Source organism: Delftia sp. WY8, assembly GCF_018437695.1.
Classification (GTDB): Bacteria; Pseudomonadota; Gammaproteobacteria; order Burkholderiales; family Burkholderiaceae_C; genus Comamonas; species Comamonas tsuruhatensis.
Map to the genome: position 1 here is coordinate 1,618,088 of NZ_CP049795.1, position 23,426 is coordinate 1,641,513.

At 60.0% G+C, this 23,426-nt stretch carries 19 protein-coding genes and 1 riboswitch; of the genes, 11 read left to right on the forward strand and 8 right to left on the reverse strand.

Annotated features, from left to right (window positions below; all coding sequences use genetic code 11):
• Nucleotides 1–22: 22 nt before the first annotated feature.
• The 5 genes from cas3 to G4D77_RS07450 all read right to left on the reverse strand — a co-directional run bounded on the left by cas3 (nt 23) and on the right by G4D77_RS07450 (nt 7,233).
• Nucleotides 23–2,266, reverse strand: coding sequence for a CRISPR-associated helicase Cas3' (cas3, locus tag G4D77_RS07430; RefSeq protein WP_154834996.1), 2,244 nt, complete (start codon nt 2,264–2,266; stop codon nt 23–25).
• 174 nt (nt 2,267–2,440) lie between these two features.
• Nucleotides 2,441–4,384 carry a phosphomethylpyrimidine synthase ThiC gene (thiC, locus tag G4D77_RS07435; RefSeq protein ID WP_034368871.1) on the reverse strand — a complete coding sequence of 648 codons (1,944 nt, stop codon included), beginning with the start codon at nt 4,382–4,384 and terminating at the stop codon, nt 2,441–2,443.
• 265 nt (nt 4,385–4,649) lie between these two features.
• Nucleotides 4,650–4,775: riboswitch (TPP riboswitch) on the reverse strand.
• Nucleotides 4,776–4,838: 63 nt separating this feature from the next.
• A complete protein-coding gene (locus tag G4D77_RS07440) occupies nt 4,839–5,501 on the reverse strand; it encodes a nitroreductase (protein WP_154834997.1) in 663 nt (220 codons plus the stop codon).
• A 62-nt stretch (nt 5,502–5,563) separates the two neighbouring features.
• Nucleotides 5,564–6,388, reverse strand: coding sequence for a serine O-acetyltransferase (gene cysE, locus G4D77_RS07445; protein ID WP_017407425.1), 825 nt, complete (start codon nt 6,386–6,388; stop codon nt 5,564–5,566).
• Between the two features lie 35 nt (nt 6,389–6,423).
• Nucleotides 6,424–7,233, reverse strand: coding sequence for an RNA methyltransferase (locus tag G4D77_RS07450; RefSeq protein WP_154834998.1), 810 nt, complete (start codon nt 7,231–7,233; stop codon nt 6,424–6,426).
• A gap of 216 nt (nt 7,234–7,449) precedes the next feature.
• Here G4D77_RS07450 and G4D77_RS07455 point away from each other — a divergent pair, with 216 nt between their 5' ends.
• Entirely contained in the window at nt 7,450–8,370 is a 921-nt protein-coding gene (locus G4D77_RS07455) for an inositol monophosphatase family protein (RefSeq protein ID WP_154834999.1), read from the forward strand.
• A 437-nt stretch (nt 8,371–8,807) separates the two neighbouring features.
• Here the strand turns inward: G4D77_RS07455 and fusA are convergent, their stop codons facing one another.
• Entirely contained in the window at nt 8,808–10,910 is a 2,103-nt protein-coding gene (gene fusA / locus G4D77_RS07460; RefSeq protein WP_154835000.1) for an elongation factor G, read from the reverse strand.
• 345 nt (nt 10,911–11,255) lie between these two features.
• On the opposite strand from fusA, the gene G4D77_RS07465 reads away from it, so the two are divergent.
• Complete coding sequence (locus G4D77_RS07465; RefSeq protein ID WP_012204227.1) at nt 11,256–11,606, forward strand: ArsR/SmtB family transcription factor; 351 nt, start codon at nt 11,256–11,258, stop codon at nt 11,604–11,606.
• 37 nt (nt 11,607–11,643) lie between these two features.
• On the opposite strand, the gene G4D77_RS07470 is transcribed toward G4D77_RS07465, so the two are convergent.
• Entirely contained in the window at nt 11,644–12,054 is a 411-nt protein-coding gene (locus G4D77_RS07470) for a hypothetical protein (protein WP_154835001.1), read from the reverse strand.
• A 281-nt stretch (nt 12,055–12,335) separates the two neighbouring features.
• Between G4D77_RS07470 and G4D77_RS07475 the strand changes: the two genes are divergently transcribed.
• Genes G4D77_RS07475 through G4D77_RS07490 form a run of 4 tightly spaced genes read left to right on the forward strand, consistent with a single transcriptional unit; the run spans nt 12,336 to nt 16,101 of the window.
• Complete coding sequence (locus tag G4D77_RS07475) at nt 12,336–12,662, forward strand: type II toxin-antitoxin system Phd/YefM family antitoxin (protein WP_154835002.1); 327 nt, start codon at nt 12,336–12,338, stop codon at nt 12,660–12,662.
• Nucleotides 12,655–13,029: a type II toxin-antitoxin system RelE/ParE family toxin gene (locus G4D77_RS07480; protein ID WP_154835004.1), complete on the forward strand. Its 375-nt coding sequence runs from the start codon at nt 12,655–12,657 to the stop codon at nt 13,027–13,029. Before G4D77_RS07475 ends, G4D77_RS07480 begins: the two co-directional genes overlap by 8 nt.
• Before the next feature lie 25 nt (nt 13,030–13,054).
• Nucleotides 13,055–15,832 (forward strand): type I restriction endonuclease subunit R, encoded by a 2,778-nt coding sequence (locus G4D77_RS07485; protein WP_154835007.1) that lies wholly within the window; start codon nt 13,055–13,057, stop codon nt 15,830–15,832.
• Nucleotides 15,829–16,101 carry a hypothetical protein gene (locus tag G4D77_RS07490; protein ID WP_154835009.1) on the forward strand — a complete coding sequence of 91 codons (273 nt, stop codon included), beginning with the start codon at nt 15,829–15,831 and terminating at the stop codon, nt 16,099–16,101. The genes G4D77_RS07485 and G4D77_RS07490 overlap by 4 nt, the downstream gene beginning before the upstream one ends.
• Here G4D77_RS07490 and G4D77_RS07495 read toward each other — a convergent pair.
• Nucleotides 16,067–16,875 (reverse strand): IS5 family transposase gene (locus G4D77_RS07495; protein WP_085930546.1). Its coding sequence is split into 2 segments (ribosomal slippage): nt 16,067–16,545 and nt 16,545–16,875, totalling 810 coding nucleotides; the frame shifts between segments, so codons are not numbered across the junction. The two genes, G4D77_RS07490 and G4D77_RS07495, sit on opposite strands and share 35 nt — an antisense overlap.
• 45 nt (nt 16,876–16,920) lie before the next feature.
• Between G4D77_RS07495 and G4D77_RS07500 the strand changes: the two genes are divergently transcribed.
• Genes G4D77_RS07500 through G4D77_RS07520 form a run of 5 tightly spaced genes read left to right on the forward strand, consistent with a single transcriptional unit; the run spans nt 16,921 to nt 23,405 of the window.
• Nucleotides 16,921–18,450, forward strand: coding sequence for a restriction endonuclease subunit S (locus tag G4D77_RS07500; protein ID WP_154835011.1), 1,530 nt, complete (start codon nt 16,921–16,923; stop codon nt 18,448–18,450).
• A 2-nt stretch (nt 18,451–18,452) separates the two neighbouring features.
• Nucleotides 18,453–20,159: an AAA family ATPase gene (locus G4D77_RS07505; RefSeq protein WP_154835013.1), complete on the forward strand. Its 1,707-nt coding sequence runs from the start codon at nt 18,453–18,455 to the stop codon at nt 20,157–20,159.
• The gene (locus G4D77_RS07510; protein WP_154835015.1) at nt 20,156–20,944 is read left to right on the forward strand and encodes an HNH endonuclease family protein; all 789 of its coding nucleotides are present in this window, start codon (nt 20,156–20,158) and stop codon (nt 20,942–20,944) included. Before G4D77_RS07505 ends, G4D77_RS07510 begins: the two co-directional genes overlap by 4 nt.
• Nucleotides 20,941–22,461, forward strand: coding sequence for a class I SAM-dependent DNA methyltransferase (locus tag G4D77_RS07515; protein ID WP_154835017.1), 1,521 nt, complete (start codon nt 20,941–20,943; stop codon nt 22,459–22,461). The genes G4D77_RS07510 and G4D77_RS07515 overlap by 4 nt, the downstream gene beginning before the upstream one ends.
• Nucleotides 22,458–23,405, forward strand: a complete 948-nt coding sequence (locus G4D77_RS07520) for a DUF5655 domain-containing protein (RefSeq protein ID WP_213757936.1) — start codon at nt 22,458–22,460, stop codon at nt 23,403–23,405. Before G4D77_RS07515 ends, G4D77_RS07520 begins: the two co-directional genes overlap by 4 nt.
• Nucleotides 23,406–23,426: the final 21 nt, after the last annotated feature.

The window sequence follows — 23,426 nt, forward strand, 5'->3', positions numbered from 1 at the left end:
CGGCAAGACACCGTTGCCTGCGCTACCAGCACAAATGCTCGGTCTGGATCAGCGCGGGCTCATCCCAATGGATGCCATGGCGCGGGTCGTACAAGCCCTCGTGCGCCAGCACCATGAATTGATCACCCCATTTGCTTTCGGCCACCGGCACCACGGCCCCGGCCTTGCGCAGCGCATCAAAGCCTTGTCGCGGCAGTTGCACCAGGTAGGGCTGCAGGCTGCGCGCCAGGCCCACGCTGCCTTGCGCATGCTCCAGCGCCCGCAGCGCGTCCCTGGCCTTGTCGTCATACGGCACGATCACCGGTATCTGCACGCTGTCGATGAGCCGGAACTTCGCCGCCAGGGTTTCCATCGGCAGGCTGTCGAAGCGGCTTGCCGTCAGTTGCCCCAGCAGATCCGGCACATCCAGGGCCTGCGAGCCCTTTTGCCAGTACAGCAGCGAGAAGTAGCGCTGGATGGCCTCGGGGGCCAGAGGCTGCGCCTCGAACTGCCTGAGCACTTCTCGCGCCTTCTCCGCGTACTGCTTGAGTTCAGGTGGCGGTGCCCAATCCGGATTGCCCGGCAGAAACACCAGCACCTCGCTGGTATCCCTGGCGCGCCGTCCCTCCCGGTTGCAGCGGCCAGCGGCCTGGGCGATGGAGTCCAGGCCCGCCTCGGCACGCAGCACGGTGGGAAAGTCCACATCGACGCCGGCCTCGATCAAGCTCGTCGACACCAGCCGGCAGGGTTTGCCTTCCTTGAGCATCTGCCGCACTTCGGCCAGCACCTCGCTGCGGTGCCGGGCACACATCAGCGTGGTCAGATGGCGTGCGCCGGGCAGATCGGCCATGGCCTGGTAGACGGCCCGCGCATGGCGGCGGTTGTTGACGATGCACAGCACCTGTTCGCGCGAGCGCATGTGCCCGGCCAGCGCCTCGTCGTCCAGCACGCCCAGGTGCCGCACGCGCACGCGCTCCAGTTGCGTGAACAGCCGGTCCGGGTCGGGCGCCAATTCCCGCACTTCGTTCAGGCCGCCCTCGAAATCGGGCGCCACCAGTGCAGGCTGGGTCGCGGTGCATAGCACCACGCTCGCGCGGTAGTTGCGCGCCAGTTCGTCGATGGCCGCCACGCAGGGCCGCAGCAGCTTGAGGGGCATGGTCTGGGCCTCGTCCAGCACGACCACGCTGGCCGCGATGCGGTGCAGCTTGCGGCATTGCGATGGCCGGGCGGCAAACAGGCTTTCGAAGAACTGCACGGCCGTGGTGACGATGATGGGCGCGTCCCAGTTCTCCATGGCCAGCTGCAGCTTCTTCTGCGCCTGGTATTTTTCAGGGTCGTCGCGCGGCGGCTCGGTCTGCACGAAAGCGCTGTGGTGCTCCAGCACGGCGGCATCGCCCAGCGGGCCCAGGGCCCTGCGAAATACGGCGGCGTTCTGCTCGACGATGCTGGTGAACGGAATCACGAAGATCACTCGGCTCAGGCCATGGCGTATGGCGTGGTCCAGCGCGAAGGCCAGCGACGCCAGCGTCTTGCCCCCACCCGTGGGCACCGTCAGGGAAAACAGCCCCGGCGCCAGTTCCGCCTGCGCACGCACATGCTGCAGGATGCCTGAGCGGATGGGGTTGACGTCGCCCCCCGTCGGCAGACCTGCCAGGAAGTGATTGAGCTGCTCGCGCAAGGCCTGCAGGCTGGGGGCCGGCTCACCCGCGCTGCGATGATCGGGACGGCTTTCCGTCTTCAGATAAAAGCGCTCCGTATCGAGAAAATCGGCATCGACCAGGCATGAAAACATCATGCGTGTGAAAAATGCCAACTGGAAATTCTTGCGTTTGCCATCACAGGGCTTGAGATCGACCATTGGCAGCTTGGCGGGCAATGCGATGTCTCGCTTCCAGGCGGAATCGAGCGCCGGCAATTCATACCCGTCATCGAGCCGCTGGCGCAATGCGGATCTTTCCCCTTGTCCATCTCCATTGGCCAATCCCGCATGGTGCCCGGCAATGCCATAGGCCAGCAAATGGCCTATTCCGGGATAGTGTCTGGCCGCAATGCGCGCGCCCCAGGTGGAGTGGTCCACGCGCAGTGCGCCGCCTTGCAGCCGAAGTTGGTAGGGCTCGGTGTACTTGCCCAGGTCATGCAGCCAGCCCTGTATCTCAGCCAGCTCACCGGCACCGAAGGCCTGTGCGAACTGTCGAGCCAGTGTGCCCACACCCTTCAGATGATCCGGCAGGGATTGCCAATCGGCCTTTGAAACATTGGCTGTGGAATGCGCAAAGAAGTCACCCATAAGACAATTCAGATTCTTCCGTCTATTTCTCGGCAAAAACAGGAATAGTCCTAAGAAAAAACACCGCAGGCACCAAAAGCGCCTGCGGTGTTTATTTGACCAGTCCAAGGCTGGACCGACTATAGGGGAAATATCAGCCTACACGGCGCAATCCCGATCAGGAGTCAGCGGATTTCAACGCGCCGTCGTATCGCTGCTGGCCGCCACGATGGGGATATAGAACTCCCCGCCGGCACGGTTGAATTCCTCGGCCTTGGCCTGCATTCCTGCGGCAATGCCTTCCTGCTCGGCCACGCCCTTGGCAGCGGCGAATTCGCGCACTTCCTGGGTGATCTTCATGGAGCAGAACTTGGGGCCGCACATGGAGCAGAAGTGCGCCACCTTGGCGCTGTCCTTGGGCAGGGTTTCGTCGTGGTAGGCCTGGGCGGTGTCGGGGTCCAGGCCCAGGTTGAACTGGTCCTGCCAGCGGAAGTCGAAGCGGGCCTGGCTCAGCGCGTCGTCGCGGGCGCGGGCGCCGGGGTGGCCCTTGGCGACGTCGGCGGCGTGGGCGGCGATCTTGTACGCGATGATGCCCTGCTTGACGTCGTCGCGGTCGGGCAGGCCCAGGTGTTCCTTGGGCGTGACGTAGCACAGCATGGCGGTGCCGAACCAGCCGATCATGGCCGCGCCGATGGCGCTGGCGATGTGGTCGTAGCCGGGGGCGATGTCGATGGTCAGCGGGCCCAGGGTGTAGAACGGCGCCTCGTGGCAGTGCTTGAGCTGCTCGGTCATGTTGGCCTGGATCATGTGCATGGGCACGTGGCCGGGGCCTTCGATCATGGTCTGCACGTCGTGCTTCCAGGCCAGCTGGGTCAGCTCGCCCAGGGTCTGCAGTTCGGCGAACTGGGCTTCGTCATTGGCGTCCGAGGCGCTGCCGGGGCGCAGGCCGTCGCCCAGCGAGAAGCTGACGTCGTACTGCTTCATGATGTCGCAGATGTCCTCGAAGTGCTCGTACAGGAAGCTCTCGCGGTGGTGGGCCATGCACCACTTGGCCATGATGGAGCCCCCGCGCGAGACGATGCCCGTGCGGCGCTGGGCCGTGAGGTGGATGTAGGCCAGGCGCACGCCGGCATGGATGGTGAAGTAGTCCACGCCCTGCTCGGCCTGCTCGATCAGGGTGTCGCGGAAGATGGGCCAGGTCAGGTCCTCGGCAATGCCGCCCACTTTCTCCAGCGCCTGGTAGATGGGCACGGTGCCGATGGGCACGGGCGAGTTGCGGATGATCCAGTCGCGCGTGGTGTGGATGTTCTTGCCGGTGGACAGGTCCATCACGTTGTCCGCACCCCAGCGGATGGCCCAGACCAGCTTCTCGACCTCTTCCTCGATGCTGGAGGTGACGGCCGAGTTGCCGATGTTGGCGTTGATCTTGACCTTGAAGTTGCGCCCGATGGCCATGGGCTCGATCTCGGGGTGGTTGATGTTGGCCGGGATGATGGCGCGGCCGCGCGCCACTTCGTCGCGCACGAATTCGGGCGTGATGATCTTGGGGATGGCGGCGCCCAGACCGTTGCCGGCCAGGCGCGCCTCGCGCGCGGCGTCCTGCTGGTACTCGGCCATCCATTCGCGGCGGCCGTTCTCGCGCAGGGCCACGTATTCCATCTCGGGCGTGATGATGCCCTTGCGCGCGTAGTGCATCTGGGTGACGTTGCCACCGCTCTTGGCGCGGCGCGGCTGGCGCTGCAGCGATGCGGCCTCGGCCCGCAGGCGGGCCACGCGCTCGTCTTCCTCGCCGCGCTTGCCGCCGTCGTCCAGCGCCTGGCGCAGGCGGCCGGCGTAGTACTCGCTGTCGCCGCGCGACTCGATCCAGGCATTGCGCACGCCCGGCAGGCCGCTGCGCACATCGATGGCCACGGCCGGGTCGGTGTAGGGGCCCGAGGTGTCATAGACGCTGACCTGCTCGCCATTGGTCAGCTGGATATCGCGCACGGGCACGCTCAGGCCGGCATGCAGGCTGCCTTGCAGATAGCTCTTGGTGGAGGCGGGGAACGGCTTGCGCGACTGCGCCAGCAGGTCGGAAAAACGCTGTGCGTCGGGAGCTTCGCCGGCTGCGGGGGTGAAGATGGAATCGGGAGCGTTCATGTCGGGTTCCTTGCGTTCAAAGCGTCGATCAACAACGCTCCGGGAACCGGACACTCCTTGGGCTGTGCCAAAGGCCGCGCACCGGGCTATGCCAGTGTGGGCCTGCCAGGGCCGTATGGCCTTGGCCCCTGGTTGCCACGCACGCCAAGGCGCACGAGCAGCCTTGGTTGGCAAGGGTCGATGTGCGTTGGATGGTGGCCTGCCTGGCCGTTGCGGCCCTGCGTGTATCCGCCGTGGCGGACTTCCATCCTCTGACTTCGGCCCCGCTTCAGGGTCCCGCTCTTCTTCCGCCGGTATCAACCGGATCAAGTTCGTCGGGTTCGCCGCCTGGTCCATGCAGCGCATGGACCGGTTGGCATCTCAGTGCATCAGCACACCCCGGAGCAGAGCGCAGTATAGGGGATGGCAAGGCGCCCTCGCCCTGCGGGTTTGCCCAGGGGCCTGAAAGCCCTGCTCAGTCGAAGCCGCGCATCTGCGCCCATTCGGCCACCGGAGCGCGCGTGGCGCGCCAGCCGTTGATGGGGGCATCCTTGTCCTCGTAGCCCAGCGCAATGCCAAAGGCCACGTGGTAGCCCTCGGGCAGCGCCAGCGCCTGGGTCACGGCGTCGTTGTAGCGGCGCCAGAAGCCCTGGGCGCAGGTGGCCAGGCCATTGGCGCAGGCCAGCAGCATGAAGGACTGCAGGTAGATGCCCAGGTCCACCCATTGCGGCAGGCCCATGCGCTCGTCCACCACCACGATCAGGCCCACGGGCGCGCCGAAGAACTGGCCGTTGCGCGCCAGCTGCTCCAGCCGCGCGGGCTTGTCGTCGCGCGGAATGCCCAGCGACTGGTACAGCTCCTCGCCATTGGCAAAGCGCCGGCTGCGGTAGGGCTCCCAGAGGTTGGGCGGGTAGGACAGGCCGGGCTGGGCGTCCTGGGGCTCGGCTTCGGCAACGGCGGTCAGCAGCTGCTGCAGCGGCTCGCCCGTCAGCGCCAGCACGCGCCAGGGCTGCAGGTTGCCGCCCGAGGCCGCTTGTGCCGACTGTTCCATCAGGGAGCGCACCAGGGCCGCATCGGGCGACTGGGGCAGGAAGGCGCGCACGGAGCGGCGCGCATGCAAGGCCTGTTCAACGTTCATGCTGGTCGGAGTCTCCGGTCTTCTTGGGGGATCTTGGGGATCTTTGGTGATCTTGTGCAGGCCTACTTGCCCATGATCTGGTCGATCTTGTCCTTCTGGAAGGCCTGCGGGCGCTCGGACTCGCAGGGCACGCAGTCGCCCACCTTGCTGCCGGCCGAGAGCTTGGCAATCGCCTCCCACAGCAGCGCGATCTGCTGCTCATGCGCGGCCGCGCCATCGCTCAGGCCGCGCATGGCCTGGGCCACGGGGTCCATTTCCTGGGTGATGCCGTAGGCCGTGAACGGCTGGGGCGCGGCAGCCGACGGGACCTTGATGGACTCGGCCTTGGCCGATGCCAGGTCGTGCTCGGTCACATCGGCGCTGTGGCCGTTCTTGCTGGCGATGATGCGCGCCGGAATGCCCACGGCCGTGGCGCCTGCGGGCACGGGCTTGATGACCACGGCATTGCTGCCGATCTTGGCGCCGTCGCCCACCTCGAAGCCGCCCAGCACCTTGGCGCCCGCGCTGACCACCACATCTCGGCCCAGCGTGGGATGGCGCTTGGCGCCTTTGTACAGCGATGTGCCGCCCAGGGTCACGCCGTGGTAGATGGTGCAGCCGTCGCCGACCACGGCCGTCTCGCCGATGACGACGCCCATGCCGTGGTCGATGAAGACGCGCTCGCCGATGACGGCGCCGGGGTGGATCTCGATGCCGGTGAGCCAGCGGCCGATGTGCGAGATGAAGCGCCCCAGCCACTTGAGGCCATGGTTCCAGCACCAGTGCGCCGGGCGCTGCAGCCAGATCGCATGCAGACCCGGATAACAGGTGATGACCTCCCAGGTGCTGCGTGCCGCAGGGTCGCGGTCGAGGATGCACTGGATATCGGAGCGCAGGCGGTCAAGCATCTAGGGGCTGGTTATTGTTGACAAGACCGCTCAGTCTAGCGTTTCGCTGGGGTGCTCTGCAGCATGGCCTTCGCAACACCGCGCAGGATGTGGATTTCCTCGGCGGTCAGTTGCGAGCGGTTGAAAAGCTGGTTGAGGCGCGGCATCAGCTTCTTGGGCGCGGCCGGATCCAGAAAGCCGATATGCGCCAGCGCCTGCTCCCAATGGCCCAGCATGCCGGCCACCTGGGCCGCGTCGGCGCGCTGCGGCGCAGGCGTGTGCTCCACCACGGGAAAGCCGCCCAGCGCCTGGCGCCATTCGTAGGCCACCACCTGGATGGCTGCCCCCAGGTTCAGCGAGCCGAACTGCGGATTGGACGGAATCGACAGCGCCACATCGCTGCGGTAGACATCGTCGTTGCTCATGCCGAAGCGCTCGCAGCCGAACAGGAAGGCCACGCCCGACTGGTTGCAGCGCGGCGTGGGAGCCGGTGCCGACACGGATGCATCGGCGGTCGGCGCCGTTTCATCGGGCGCAGCCAGCACATCCAGCGCCCCGCTGAGCAGCAGCTCGAAATGCTGGCGCGGCGTGCGCGTGGGCGGGCCGAAGTCGCGCGGCGTCATGGCCGTGGCGCAGAGGTGGCTGATGCCGTCCAGCGCCTCCTCCAGCGTCTCGACCACGCGCGCATTGCCCAGCACGTCCAGCGCGCCGCTGGCCCGCTGGATGGTCTCTTCCTTGCGCAGCACGTTGGGCCAGCGCGGGCGCACCAGCACCAGGTCGTCAAAGCCCATGGTCTTCAAGGCGCGGGCGGCGGCGCCCACATTGCCGGCGTGGCTGGTTTCTATCAGTACGAATCGGGTTTTCATGGCGTCGCTGGCCTGCCGGCGCCGGCAGAGCCCCCAAGACGGGACAGGTTGCGCAGCACAAAACGGACAAGGCGGGTAAAATTGCGCGCTATTGTCGCCGCCCCGCATCGCCGGACGCGGCTTTTTCCGTTCTTACCCGCGTCAAACAGCCTGCTTTTGCCAGAGAGGACCGTCCTCTCCTTGCACAGCCGCTGCTCCGCCAACGCCTCACAATCTATGTCGACCAACCTGCATCCCATGCTCAACGTGGCCATCAAGGCCGCACGCGCCGCCGGCGCCATCATCAACCGCGCGGCTCTTGACGTGGAATCCGTGCGTGTCGCACAAAAGCAGGTCAACGACTTTGTGACCGAGGTGGACAAGGCGGCCGAGCAGGCCATCATCGAAACCTTGCTGGGCGCCTACCCGGGCCACGGCATCCTTGCCGAGGAATCGGGCAACGAGTTCGGCGCCAAGAACTCCGACTACGTCTGGATCATCGATCCGCTGGACGGCACCACCAACTTCATCCACGGCTTCCCCGTGTACTGCGTGAGCATTGCCCTGTCCTTCAAGGGCAAGGTGGAGCACGCCGTGGTGTACGACCCCTCGCGCAACGACCTGTTTACCGCCACGCGCGGCCGCGGTGCCTACCTGAATGACCGCCGCATCCGCGTGTCCAAGCGCATCCAGCTCAAGGACAGCCTGATCTCCACCGGCTTCCCCTTCCGCCGTGGCGACAACTTCAAGCAGTACATGAACATGCTGGGCGACGTGATGCAGGAAACCGCAGGCGTGCGCCGCCCCGGCGCCGCCGCGCTGGACCTGGCCTACGTGGCAGCCGGCTTTGCCGATGGCTTCTTTGAAAGCGGCCTGCAGATCTGGGACGTGGCCGCCGGCAGCCTGCTGGTGACCGAGGCCGGTGGCCTGGTCGGCAACTTCACGGGTGAGGCGGATTTCCTGGAGCAGAAGGAATGCCTGGCGGGCAATCCGCGCATCTATGGTGCGCTGGTCGGCATCGTTGGCAAGTACAGCAAGTTTGCTTCGGCTGGTGAGAAGGCGGGTGTGCGGCAGGCTTTGGCGGATTCTGGTGAGGCGGCTCCGGCTGCTGAGGCTGAGGCTGAGGCTGCTGAATCTGAGCAGCAGCCTGAGGCCTGATTTCGGCTTCTCCTGTCTCTCTTTAAAACAGCTCCTTCAAGGGGCTGTTTTTCATTGGGCCTTTGGATTTGGGTACTTTGTTTTTGACCCTGCCGGGGGGTTGCTTTTCGAGGCCGGGTCTCGGCCCGGCGGCCGACCTACCTTTCTTTGATTCGTCAAAGAAACGTAGGCCAAAGAAAGACGACCCGAATGTCCACGTCCCTTCGCTTCGCTGCGGGCAACCTGCGCCGGGCCGCCTGCGGGGTTCGCCGTGAAACTCACTTCGCGCTGCGCGCTACGTTCAAACAATCACGGCGAGTCAGATGACGAGGCAGTCCTGTCCTCCGGCAGGACTGCAACCCCGCAGGCGGCCCGACGCAGGCGTGGACATACGGGAGGGGTGAGAGGGGGCCACGGTCAGGGGCAGCATGCTGCCCACTGCACGTTTACCGCCTCTTTTACCTCGCGCGTGCGTTGATCACAGCCTCGGCCACGTTGCGCGGTGCTTCGGCGTAGTGCTTGAACTCCATGGAGTAGGTGGCACGGCCTTGCGTTTGCGAGCGCAGGGAGGTGGCGTAGCCGAACATTTCGGACAGGGGCACTTCGGCCTTGATGGACTTGCCGCCGCCGGCCATGTCGTCCATGCCCTGCACCATGCCGCGCCGCGAGGACAGGTCGCCCATGACGGTGCCGGCGTAGTCTTCGGGCGTCTCGACTTCCACGGCCATCATGGGCTCCAGGATGACGGGGCTGGCCTTCCTGGCCGCTTCCTTGAAGCCGAAGATGGCCGCCATCTTGAAGGCCATTTCGTTGGAGTCCACGTCGTGGTACGAGCCGAAGGTCAGCGTGACCTTGACGTCCACCACGGGGTAGCCGGCCAGCACGCCGCTGGTCAATGCCTCTACCACGCCCTTTTCCACCGCAGGGATGTACTCGCGCGGCACCACGCCGCCCTTGATGGCGTCTACGAACTCGAAGCCCTTGCCGGGTTCCTGCGGCTCCACCGTGAAGACCACGTGGCCGTACTGGCCCTTGCCGCCGGACTGGCGCACGAACTTGCCGTCCACGTCGGTGACTTTCTTGCGGATGGTCTCGCGGTAGGCCACCTGGGGCTTGCCCACGTTGGCTTCCACGTTGAACTCGCGCTTCATGCGGTCCACGATGATTTCCAGGTGCAGCTCGCCCATGCCGGCAATGATGGTCTGGCCCGATTCCTCATCGGTACGCACGCGGAAGGACGGGTCTTCGGCGGCCAGGCGCGACAGGGCAATGCCCATTTTTTCCTGGTCGGCCTTGGACTTGGGCTCCACGGCCTGGGCGATGACGGGCTCGGGGAAGACCATCTTCTCCAGCACGATGGGCGCGGACGGGTCGCACAGGGTCTCGCCCGTGGTCACGTCCTTCAGGCCCACGCAGGCGGCAATGTCGCCGGCGTGGATTTCATCGACCTCCAGGCGTTCGTTGGCATGCATCTGCACGATGCGGCCGATGCGCTCCTTCTTGTCCTTGACGGAGTTGAGCACGCTGTCGCCCTTGTTGAGCACGCCCGAGTAGACGCGCACAAAGGTGAGCTGGCCCACGAAGGGGTCGGTCATCAGCTTGAAGGCCAGGGCAGAGAACTTCTCGCTGTCATCGGCGTGGCGCACGATGATGGAGCCGTCTTCCGCATGGCCTTCCACGGGCGGCACTTCCAGCGGGGAAGGCATGAGCTCGACCACGGCGTCCAGCAGGCGCTGCACACCCTTGTTCTTGAAGGCCGAGCCGCACAGCATGGGCTGGATCTCGCCCGCAATGGTGCGCAGGCGCAGGCCGCGCAGGATGTCGGCCTCGGGCAGGTCGCCCTCTTCCAGGTAGCGGTTCATCAGGTCTTCGCTGGCCTCGGCAGCCGTCTCCACCATGGACTCGCGCCACTTCTTGGCGTCTGCCACCATGGCTGCGGGAATGTCCTGGTACTCGAACTTCATGCCCTGCGTGGCCTCGTCCCAGATGATGGCCTTCATCTTGAGCAGGTCCACCACGCCGGTGAACTGCTGCTCTGCGCCAATGGGCAGCACGATGGGCACGGGGTTGGCCTTGAGGCGGTCGATCATCATCTGCCGCACGCGCAGAAAATCCGCGCCCGTGCGGTCCATCTTGTTGACGAAGGCCAGGCGCGGCACCTTGTACTTGTTGGCCTGGCGCCAGACCGTCTCGGACTGCGGCTGCACGCCGCCAACGGCGTCATAGACCATCACGGCGCCGTCGAGCACGCGCATGGAGCGCTCCACTTCAATCGTGAAGTCCACGTGGCCCGGGGTGTCGATGATGTTGATGCGGTGCTGCTCAAAGCGGCCGTCCATGCCCTTCCAGAAGCAGGTCGTGGCCGCCGAGGTGATGGTGATGCCGCGCTCCTGCTCCTGCTCCATCCAGTCCATGATGGCGGCGCCTTCGTGCACCTCGCCCAGCTTGTGGCTCACCCCGGTGTAGAACAGGATGCGCTCGGTCGTGGTCGTCTTGCCGGCATCGATGTGCGCGGAGATACCAATGTTGCGATAGCGTTCTATGGGGGTATGGCGGGCCATGAAAGGACTCCTGGGTGCTGATAAGCGTTGATGCGTGGATCTGCCGTGGGCTCGGATTCTCGCGGGGGTTGAATGAGGGTTGATGACAATTTGAATGTACGAAGACAATCGTACTATCTTCCGCAACTTCTTGCAGAACGATTCATGTTTTCACCACGCCATGCCCCTGTCTGCCAGATAACTGCCCGCGCCACGCCGCATCAGCGACGTGCGGCATTGCTTCCATGGCACAGTGGCGCCCCATCGACAGGATTGCGACTTGCGCAAGAAGAAACGCCACCAGCGTTCTTCCACAGCGCGCAGCGCGTAGCTGCCACCTGTTTGCGTAAGTCCTGAGGACGATTCATGCTTGCCAACCACCCCGACCGCGAACAGATACGCCTGGAAAACCTGCTCAACGCCCTGGGCAACCCCCTGCGCCTGGCCGTGGTGCGCGCGCTGGCCGCAGGCCATGAGCGCGCCTGCGGCTCGCTCTTGCAGGGCCAGTCCAAATCCACCATGACCCACCACTGGCGCGTGCTGCGCGACAGCGGCGTAATCTGGCAGCGCCCGGACGGGCGCGAAAACCTGCTCTCCCTGCGCCGCGAAGACCTGGATGCGCGCTTCCCCGGCCTGCTGGACGCGCTGCTGCAGGCCCTGGCCGAAGACCCGCTCACCGAACAGGCCACGGCCGCCCACCTCAAACCCTGCCCCTGAAGCCCGGCCCCTGCAACGCAGGCGGCAGCCCTGCGCCCTACCCCTTCACGGCAAGCGCCACAGCAACGCCCTCATCCGCAAACCGCTTGGCCGCCTTGAGCAGATAGCTCACGGCATAGAGGATGGGGTCATCGGCCTCGTCGCCATTCAGATGGTCCACCACCTCAATGGCATAGCCCAGGTCCACCGCCGTGTCGTGCAGCAGGCCCAGCAACTCCTTGTCCTGCGGCTCCAGCGACTGCGCCTGATCTGCCTTGGCGTAGTAGATGCGCAGCAGGTCACGGCAGACGCAGTTGATGGCCGTGACCTTGTGGCGAGCGTGCAGCTCCAGCACTTCGAGGGCAGCGCCCAGGTGCAGGACGGCATCGATGGCCAAGTCGTCGAGGTTGGGTTGGGGAATGGCGGCGAAGGTTGGCTGCTCCGTCGAACCTGGTTGTGCGTGAGTCATGGCTCACAATTCTTGGTTCGCGGGGAGGATGGGGCCACGTTTTCTTTAACTCATGGCCGGGGGTGCAAACGATCACCGCAGGCTTCAAGAGCCATCGGCCATGGATGACATCTGTGCGCTGATGAAGCCATCGACGATGGGCAAATCACCGAACTGAGACGGCTGCTTGAGGCTACCTGCGACTTGGTATCTTTGAAGTAAGAGTAGCTCTACCTGCCGCTCCTACCGTAACGGCCTTCCGGTAAACTGCACAGAATTCTGCCAGCTTCTAGGAACCAGTAATGTCCATCTCCGCCCGTGATGTGGTGCCCTTCACCCAAGCGCGTTCCAACCTTTCTGAGCTGGCTGATCAGGTGAAAGCTGGCGCTGAAAAAATCATCACCAAGAACGGCGAGAGCTATGTGGCACTGATCGACGCGGACCGGCTCGACTACTACCACCGTCTGGAGCGCGAGCGCATTCACCTGCTATTGACTGATGACGCCCGCAGAGGTTTGGAGGACATCGTCGCAGGGCGCACCCAAGATGCCGAACAGGCCTTAGCAGCCCTTCAAAAGCGTCGCTCCCCTGCGCAGGCCGCAACTAAGACGATGAAGAGCCGTGGCTGAGGCTTTGTATCTCGTCGAGCTAACCGATAGCTTCTTGGCGCGACTCGACTCCATCGATGCCTTCCTGTCGGAGGCTGATGCCGCGTTCGCCTATGACGCTCTGCTTGCAGGCCTGCGCTCAACCGTGGTCCCGAACCTCGCACGCTTTCCGCTGATAGGGCGTCGATACCTCGACCAGCCACCGCAATCTGTCGAAGCGCTGGAACAACTGAGTAAGTTGCCTGCTGGCGCAGCAGATAGTCTGCGCGTTTACCTGCATGGCGACTACCTGATGCTCTATTCGGTGATGAATAAGGGGATGCACCTGTTATCTATTCGACATCACAGGCAACTGTCATTCGATTTTTCCGGTTTGTGGCCGGCATAAAAGAAGAAAACGGGAGTGATTAGGAATGACGCCAGAAGCAAAAGCACGGCAAAGCATTGATGCGCGGTTGATTTCGGCAGGCTGGGTTGTGCAAGACATGAAGCAGCTCAACCTGGGCGCGGCACGAGGTGTAGCCGTACGAGAGTACCCCACGGACACCGGACCAGCCGACTATGTGCTGTTCGTTGATCGGGAGCCCCGTGGCGTTATCGAGGCGAAGAAGGACACTGCTGGTGAGAACCTTACTGTTGCCGAAGCACAGACCGAGCGGTACGCAAACGCCAACCTGAAGTGGCGAAAAGATGGCCAGTCACTGCGCTTCCTGTTCGAGGCTACCGGGCAAATCATTCGCTTCACCGATGGAAAGGACCCGGTGCCGCGCTCGCGCGAGATCTTCCACTTCTTCAAGCCTGAGACGCTGGCCGCTTGGCTCGATCAGCCCAACACCCTGCGCCGCCGCTTGGCAGAGGTCATGCCTGAGCTTCCAGCGCAAAACTTGCGGGACTGCCAGATCAGCGCAGTCACCGGACTGGAGAAGTCACTGGCACAAAACAAGCCGCGCGCACTGGTGCACATGGCCACGGGTGCTGGCAAGACCTTCACCGCCATCACCTCGGTGTATCGACTGCTCAAGTACGGTGGCGCCAAACGCATCCTCTTTCTGGTCGACACGCGCAATCTGGGTAAGCAGGCTCATCAAGAGTTCATGGCCTACACGACAGCCGACGGTCGCGATTTCGCACGCGATTACAACGTTCAACGATTGGCCTCGTCCACCATCGACCAGGGCGCGCAGGTGTGCATCAGCACCATCCAGCGCATGTACTCCATCCTGAATGGCGAGCCCATCGACGAGTCTGCCGAGGATGTGTCTCTCAACGAAGTCCAGCAAACGAACAAACAGGAGAAGTTTGTGCGTTACAACCCGGCCGTGCCGGTGGAGACATTCGACGTCATCATCATCGATGAATGCCATCGCAGCATCTACAACCTGTGGAAACAGGTGCTGGACTACTTCGATGCATTCCTGATCGGTCTGACAGCCACCCCAGACAAACGCACGTTCGGCTTCTTCAACGAGAACATCGTGGCCGAGTACACCTATGAGCAATCGGTGGCCGATGGGGTCAACGTGGGCTACGACGTGTACGAGATCGAAACCGAAATCACCCAAAAGGGTGCCGAGCTCAAAGCCAAGGAATGGGTGGACCACCGCGACCGAGCCACCCGAAAGCGTCGCTGGGGTGAGACCGAAGAAGACACAGCGTACACCGGCAAGGAGCTCGACAGGTCCGTGGTCAATGTCAGCCAGATCCGGAAGGTGATCCAGGCCATGAAGACCGCCGTGGAAACGCAGATCTTCCCTGCGCGCAAGGAAGTACCAAAGACGCTGATTTTTGCCAAGACCGACAGCCACGCCGACGACATCATCAACATCGTGCGCGAGGTCTATGGACAGAGCAACGCATTCTGCAAGAAGGTGACCTATCGCGCGGAGGAAGACACTGACAGTATCCTCAGCAGCTTCCGCAACGACTACAACCCGCGCATTGCGGTGACGGTAGACATGATCGCCACCGGCACCGACGTGAAGCCTCTGGAGGTGTTGCTGTTCATGCGCGACGTGCGAAGCAAGGGCTACTACGAGCAGATGAAAGGTCGTGGCGTACGCAGCCTGGACGCTGATGGACTACAGCGCGTGAGCGGCAGCGCCGATGGAGCCAAAACACGCTTTGTGCTGATCGACGCAGTGGGGGTTGAAAAAAGCCTCAAGACTGAAAGCCGCCCGCTGGAAAAGAAGCCTGGCATACCTTTAAAGGACTTGCTGCAAGGTGTGGCGATGGGCAGCCGAGACGACGACACCGTGCTTAGTCTTGCCAACCGACTGGTGCGCTTGGCCAAGCAATTGGACGACAAGGCCAAAGCCCGCATTGAGAAGGCCAGTGGCGGCATACCCGTGGGCAAGCTAGGCAAGGCCTTGATTACGGCCTTGGATCCGGATGTCATCGTCCAGGCAGCCTTGGCAACAGCCAAAGCGAAAGGCATCACTCGGACGGAAGACACCCTGCTGCCGCAAGAAATCGAAGCCGCTCGCGCTGAGCAGGTTGCCGTAGCATGCGCCCCGTTCGATAAACCTGAGTTGCGTGACGAAATCGAGAACTCCAGGCGCGAGCGCGAGCAAATCATTGATCACATCAACTTGGATCAGGTCACCTTCAGCGGGTTTTCAGAGCAGGCGGAAACGCAGGCCAAAGCGGTTATCCAGAACTTTGCTGACTACATCAAGCAGCACAAAGATGAAATCGCTGCGCTGAGTTTTTTCTACGAGCAGCCCTATCAACGCCGGGCTCTCTCCTTCGACATGATCGAAGCTCTGAACGAGCACCTGAGCAAACCCCCGTTGATGTTGACCACTGAGCGCCTTTGGAGCGCCTATGCCCGCGTGCAGTCCAGCGCTGTGAAGGGGGCCGACCGCAAGCGTCAGCTGACCGATCTGGTGTCACTGGTTCGTTTTGCTCTGGGGATGGAGGGCGAACTCAAACCGTTTGCTGACGAGGTGGATAAACGCTTCCAAGCCTGGATCTTTCGACACAACGCCCAGCGCGGTACGGCTTTTACGGCAGAGCAAACTGAATGGTTGCGCTTGATGAAGGATCACATTGCCAGCAGTTGCAGCATCAATCGCGATGATTTTGATTACACCGAGTTGGCAGTTAAAGGCGGATTGCAGAAAGCCTGGGGCTTGTTTGGAAAAGAATTGGATATATTGATGAATGAAATGAATATGGAGTTGGTGGCGTGAGTGAATTGAAGCAACGTCCCCTTGCCACCCTCGGCGAATTGGCAGACGAGCCTGTAGAGCAAACTGGGCCGATAAGCGAATTTATTTATGTCGACATCAGCAGCATCGATCGTGAAACAAAAAAAATCACCGCAGCCAAGCCCATGACGCTGTTGCAGGCTCCGAGTCGGGCAAAACAGCATCTTCGCGCTGGCGACGTACTGGTTTCAATGACACGTCCCAATCTAAGACTGGCTAACACCACCGATCCACGAAGCGCGCGCAGATGATCGCTGCCGCCAATTTCAGCAGCGCTTCGTGGATATCCAGCCGTCGTTCAAAGCGGATTCGCAGCTTGCCAAAGCCTGCAAACCAGCTGTGCGTCCTCTCCACCACCCACCGGTGTTTGCCCAGCCGCTCGCTGCTCTCAATGCCTCGTCTGGCAATTCGGCCAATGATGCCCCGCTGCCTCAGGTGGGCTCGGCATCGCTTGAAGTCGTAGCCTTTGTCGGCGTGCAGCTTTGCCGGTCTTCTACGGGGACGTCCTGGCAGGCCAGCAATCGCAGGAATCGCGTCCACGCACCTCTCGAACATCTTGGAGTCGTGCCGGTTCGCGCCGCTGACCAAGATCACCAGCGGGATGCCTCTGGCATCTACGACGATGTGCCGCTTGGAGCCGAGCTTGCCTCTGTCCGTGGGGTTTGGGCCCGTTTCCTGGCCCCCCGGGGGCTTGGTACCGAGGAGCCATCAATGCTGGCCCGGCTCCAATCGATTTGGTCATGTTCACGCAAGCGAGTCAGCATGGCCTGGTGCAGCTGCTCCCAGACACCAGCGGCGTTCCAGTCGCGTAGGCGCCGCCAGCAAGTCATGCCGCTGCCGTAGCCCAGGGATTGGGGAAGGTCTTCCCATGGAATGCCTGTTTGCAGCACGAACAAGATGCCGTTGAGGGCGGCCTCATCGCTGACTGCGAGCTTGCGCGCACCGCCTTTGGCAGAAGGCACGAAGGCTGGGATCAGGGGTTGTAGCTGTCGCCACAGTTCTTTGCTAACGGGTCGTCTTGCCATGAGGGCAGCGAGCATAACTGCTCTGCGGGGGCCTGTGACGAAGTGGTGTTAGCCACTCTAAATGCAGTCGCACTCGTTCCCGAGCACCTTGATGGTGCAATCGGCTCTACAGGCTTTCATGTCCTCCGGTCACGCTGGCTGCGCCCAGATTTTTTATTTCGTCTGGTTCAATCGCAACGCTTTGTCGATGAAATGTCGGCACTCGTTCAAGGTGCTCTGTATCCCGCAGTACGATCGAAAGATATTGCTGGATTTACCTTTGCCTTCGAAACAGTCGCGCAGCAAAACCGTATCGCAGCCAAAGTCGAAGAACTGCTATGCGATCTCGATGCCGGTGTGGCCGAGCTAAAGGCCGCACAGAAGAAGTTGGCACAACACCGTCAGTCACTACTGAAATCCGCATTGGAAGGCGCACTCACCGCAGACTGGCGAAAAACCAACACCCCATCGGAAACTGGTTCACAACTTCTTGAACGAAGCCTCAACCAGCGCCGTACTCGGTGGGAAGCAAAGCACCTTACCAAATTCTCCAAACACGGCAAGAACCCACCCAAGGATTGGAAAAAAAAGTACCCCGAGCCGGTGCAGCCAGACACCACGGCTTTGCCAGAATTGCCGGAGGGGTGGGTGTGGGCCAGCTTGGACATGCTTGGTGAAATCACCTCTGGCGTCGCAAAGGGCAGCAAAATGGCTGCTGACGTCGAAGTACGTGAGGTTCCTTATCTGCGTGTAGCTAATGTTCAGCGCGGATTTCTGGATTTGTCAGAAGTGAAGACTATTCTGGCAACAGCCCACGACATTGCAGAACTAACCTTAAAGGACGGTGATGTTTTGTTCAACGAGGGAGGCGACCGCGACAAATTAGGGCGTGGTTGGGTTTGGCGCAATGAGGTTGCAGACTGTATCCACCAAAACCATGTTTTTCGGATGCGGCCGTACGTACCGGAGATACTGCCTGAGCTGATCTCGCACCATGGCAATATTTTTGGAAAAACGTGGTTTCAAAATGCGGGAAAGCAAACGACCAATCTCGCATCAATTAATATGACCATTTTGCGAATGTTCCCTGTTCCTCTGGGGCCAGCAGATGAACAGCGCGAGTTGCTGACACAACTTAGGCTGCAAATAGACCAGATTTTTCAGCAAGAGCAGGCCGTTGAGCTTAGTCTCAAACAGTCAATAGCCCAACGCCAAAATATTCTGCGCGCCGCCTTTGCTGGTGAATTAGTGCTACCAGATCCAAGCAACGAATCCGCCAGCGTACTGCTGAAACGCATTCGTGATGAGCGGTTGCAACGCGAGAAAGAGCCCAAAGCTCGCAAAACGAAACAACAAAAGAAAATCGCTACTGTGATGAGCCAATTGATCGATGTGCTCGCCGATGCGGGCGACTGGGTGCCTGCGCAAGAGGCCTTTCGCCGCTGTGGTGTGTCCAACGGTGCGCAAACGGAGCGTATAGAAGAACTCTACGCCGAGCTACGCAAGCTAGATAAAGCTGGCCGTCTGATGGTGGAGGCCGTGACCGATGAACAGGGCCACAAGCTATATGACAAGCTAAAACTTGTGGCAGACTAAGCATGCGTCTAGACAAGCTCACCATCGGCAGTGCCAAAGATAGCCGGTCGCACCAGTTTAAGAACTTGAAGAACGTCACTATCGACTTCGATCAAGATCACTGGGTTACGGTCGTAATTGGCTGGAACGGCACAGGCAAATCCAACGTACTGGAAGCGCTAGCTATAATCTTCCGCGATCTGATTGCTAAGAAGCGTATGCCTGCATTTGCCTTTCAGCTGGCCTATCGCATGGGCGCAGGCGAGAATTTACGGCGAATTCATATTGATGCTGACCCGGATCGGGAAAAAGAGCCTTTTACGATTCACGTTGCAAAGGCTACGCAGGATCATGGTGAAAACACCCTGAGCCTAGTCATTGAGGGCGAAGAGCCAGCATCGGTATTTCGTGGCGAAATCATTAAGCTTACTGCTTTCCTGAATGCCGATACCGAGTACCTGCCGCGCTATGTGTTCAGCTATTACTCGGGAGAAAGCCCGCGTATGCACGAGGTATTTCGCCCTTACCTCGAAAACTATGACAGCAAGCTGCGTAACGGCGAAGACCCTGGGCTGAAGCGCCTGTTTTATACCATGCCGGTGCACAGCCAGTTCGTATTGCTGGCTTTCATGATTAAGCAGTCTACCGAAGTCAGAGAGCTTCTCGAAAAAAATATGGGCATTGATCCTGATGAAGGGATCGAGTCAGTTCTCTTCGTTTTGAAACAGCCCGGCTGGAGCAAGAGACGTGGTAACAAGAAGATTGATACTGCGGGCGATGAAAGGTTTTGGGGGGCAAAAGGTGTTGTGCAGAAATTCCTGGATCGCCTTCAACGCATCTCACTCGCTCCAATTAAGATTAGGCGAGAAAAGCAGATTACGCTTTGGAACAAGGAGACAACAGAGTTCCAGTATTTTTACATTAAAGATATCGACGCTCTTCGGCAGCTAGTTGGAGAGCAACAGCCAGCGGAATTCTTCCGTGACCTAGAGAGCACTTATGTTTCGGAGTTGATCGAAGAGGTACGTATCCGTGTACGCCTGAAAAAAAACGACGGTTGCGTCACTTTTCGCGAACTAAGTGAAGGGGAGCAGCAGTTGCTTACAGTTTTGGGCCTGCTACGCTTTACGGCCGAGGACGAAAGCCTGTTTTTGCTAGATGAGCCGGACACGCATTTGAATCCGCGCTGGTGCGTGGACTACCTGAACTACCTGAAGTCTTTTGTCGGACAGAAAAGTGTAGGTCAAGACAACAGTCACATCGTGCTGACGACCCACAACCCTTTGGCCATCGCAGAGCTGGTAAAGGAGCAGGTGCAGATCCTGTATCGCGAAGCGGGTAGTCGAACAGTATGCGCCACAAATCCGGCCGTCGACCCGAAGGGCATGGGCTTTGCCGGCATCGTGACCAGCGATATGTTCGGCTTGGGCACCAGTCTGGACAAATCCACTAATACCGATCTGCTGGCACTACACCAGCTCTCCACTCAGCCGACTCCTCTAAACGACGCTGACCGGGCCAAACTGGTCGAAATCCGCACCCGCCTTGAAGGCTTGGATTTCAACTTTGCATCGAGGGATAGACTGGAGCAAGAGTATTTACGTGCCAGATTTGATCTGGCTGCCAACGGCGATATTAACGGAGCCATCGTCACACCTGAGAATAAACAGAAAGCACTTGATGTATTAGTGCAAAGCCTGCTGCACAGCTTAAAGGAGGACCAGGCTTGAGATTCATCCAGATTCCGTTGCCGCCCCATTTCCCGGCACGCTGGCTCACGGTTTACGTCGGGAGAGTTTCGAAAGTCAATGCGCTGGGCACTCATGACCTTCGATCTAAGTACATCAAGGAAAATGGCAGCTGGGGATTGCTCAAAATGTGGCTTGCCAATGCCAGCGGGCACAAATGCTGGTATTGCGAAGCGAAGAGCTCGCGCGCACCGTTTGATGTCGATCACTTCCGGCCCAAGTTGGGCATCACAGTTGATGGCGTGAAGCTTAAAGGCCATGATGGTTATCATTGGCTGGCTTATGAATGGTGGAATTTCCGACTGTCATGCCAACGATGCAATCGACCAGAAAATGACGAAATCAAAGTATTGCACGGAAAAGCCAATGATTTTCCCATTCGCGATGAGGCTCAGCGTTGCACATTGCCTGCGGGCGAACTGAGTGCGGAGCTGCCGAGATTTTTAGATCCATGTGCGCAAGCCGATTGCGAGCTACTTGCACATGGCGTAGACGGTGAAGTAAAGCCACTCTCCGCCAATGGAACCTGGGAATACCAACGCGCGCGATACACGATTGATCGACTTGGTCTAAACGAATGGAACACACCAGAAGTCAAAAAAAAATCATGGCGAGTTCTTGATGATTTGATTCGTCTTGCCGGCAATCAGCCTGCCGTGCTAAAGCACTTAGAAGAACATTTATCTACCGATCACGAATATTCAAGCTTCTTTCGGTCTGCCATTGGCACGCATCGAGACAAGGATTGGATTGAGGCCCTTTTATGAACACAAACACACTGGTCCAGAAAGTCTGGAATTTTTGCCACACCTTGCGCGATGACGGCGTTGGCTATGGCGATTACCTCGAGCAGCTCACGTACCTGCTGTTCCTGAAATTAGCCCACGAGTATGCGCAAGCTCCCTACAACCGCGATACGCACATCCCGAAAGGTTATGACTGGGCAAGCCTCACTTCCAAGGTAGGCGAGCCGCTGGAAGCTCATTACCTATCGACCTTACATAAGCTGGGCGAGCAGTCGGGCATGTTGGGCGCCATCTTCTTCAAGGCGCAAAACAAGATACAGGATCCAGCCAAGCTCAGCCGTCTGGTCCAGATGATCGATGCAGAAAACTGGATCAGCCTCGAAGCAGACGCCAAGGGTGACCTGTACGAAGGCTTGTTGCAGAAGAATGCGGAAGACACAAAAAGCGGTGCAGGTCAGTACTTCACGCCTCGCGCCATCATTCAGGCCATGGTGGCCTGCCTTCGGCCGCAACCTTTGAAGACGATTGCAGACCCTGCCTGCGGAACTGGCGGGTTCTTTTTGGTGGCCAATGAGTGGTTGTCGGGCACAGGTAAGTGGCTGGAGGACAATCGGGCGTGGATTGTCCGAGATCTGCATAAGCTCAACCCCAAACAGAAGCGTTTCTTGCGAGATGAGACATTCATTGGCAATGAGATCGTTCCGAACACCCGGCGTTTATGCTTGATGAACTTGTTCCTGCACAACATCGGTGAGCTGGATGGTCAGCCCGCCATTGACCGCTCAGATGCGCTGATCTCCGAGCCAAAGCACAAGGTCGATTACGTGTTGGCCAATCCGCCCTTCGGCAAGAAGAGCAGTATGACCATCACCAACGACGCTGGGGAGGAAGACAAAGACTCCCTAACCTATGAGCGTCAAGATTTCTGGGAAACCACTTCCAACAAGCAGCTCAACTTCTTGCAGCATATCGTTAGCATGTTGAAGGTGAACGGCAAGGCAGCTGTAGTACTACCTGACAACGTGCTGTTTGAAGGTGGCGCGGGAGAAAAGATCCGCCGCAAGCTGCTGGAGAACTGCGATGTGCATACCATCTTGCGCTTGCCTACCGGTATCTTCTATGCACAAGGTGTGAAGGCGAACGTGGTGTTCTTTGACAATGCGCCGAAAGATGGGCGTGTGCACACCAAAGGCATTTGGTTCTACGATCTGCGCACCAACAAGCACTTCACCCTGAAGACGCGCCAGTTGAAGCTGGACGATCTGCGTGACTTCGTCGCCTGCTACAACCCTGCAGATCGCCACTTGCGCAAGGCAACGGACCGATTCAAGTTTTTCAGCTACGAAGAACTTATTTCCCGCGACAAAGCCAGTCTGGATGTTTTCTGGCTGAAGGATGACAGTCTCGACAACCTCGATGACCTTCCTCCGCCGGATGTACTACAGCAAGAAATCATCGAGCACTTGGAGGCCGCTCTGGCGGCATTCCGCGACGTTGCAGCAAGCCTGCCGAGCTTTCCTCAGAAAGATGCGGAATGAGCGAGATCAATCTCTTTCGATTGGTTGATGGCAGCGCCACCAAGCTGCACGGCCATCAGTCCGACTTGGAGCGACCGCTTCAGAAGCTGATCGAGAGAAACCTTGAAACCATGCTGGGGATTCGATTTCTCGCTTCAGAGTACAGCACGGGTCGATTGCATGCGGGACGCATAGATTCGCTTGGACTGGACGAAAACAACTGCCCTGTCATTCTGGAGTACAAGCGGGCGGCACACGAGAATGTGATCAATCAAGGGCTTTTCTATCTGAACTGGCTGATGGATCACCAGGCAGACTTCAAATTCTTGGTGCTGGAGAAGTTCGGAAAAGCTGTATCTGAGGCAATTGACTGGCGTGCGCCACGGTTGGTGTGTATTGCTGCGGACTTCAACAGGTATGACGATCATGCCGTCCAGCAGATAGGGCGCAACATCGAGCTGATTCGATACAGAAAGTTCGGTGAAGAGCTTTTGCTACTTGAGCAAGCTAGCGTTTACGCCAACCAAGAGCGCCGAGGTACAAGTGCGAAAATCGCCCAACCATACAAACAAGATCCCGTTGTTATCACCACCCCAGCCAAAGCGGTTGGGCCAGACAAGTCCTATGCAGACCTATTACCAACGTTGTCAATAACTCTTACTGAGTTGCTGGCCACCATCGAGGACTACATTTTTTCTCTTGGTGACGATGTTCAACGTAAGGAGCTGAGGCTGTACGTTGCGTTCAAGAGGCTGAAGAACTTCTCGACGATCGTGCTGCAGAAGAATCGACTGTTGCTATACCTGCACCTGAACCCTAAACAGTCTGGCCCGCTGCCGCCGAACGCTCGTGATGTGAGTGATATTGGGCACTGGGGCACGGGCGACCTAGAGATCGCGATCGCAAACCAAACAGACTTGGATGCTGTGAAACCGCTCATCACGATGGCATACGAAGGGCGTTGACCAAAACGATTTGATCTGCCG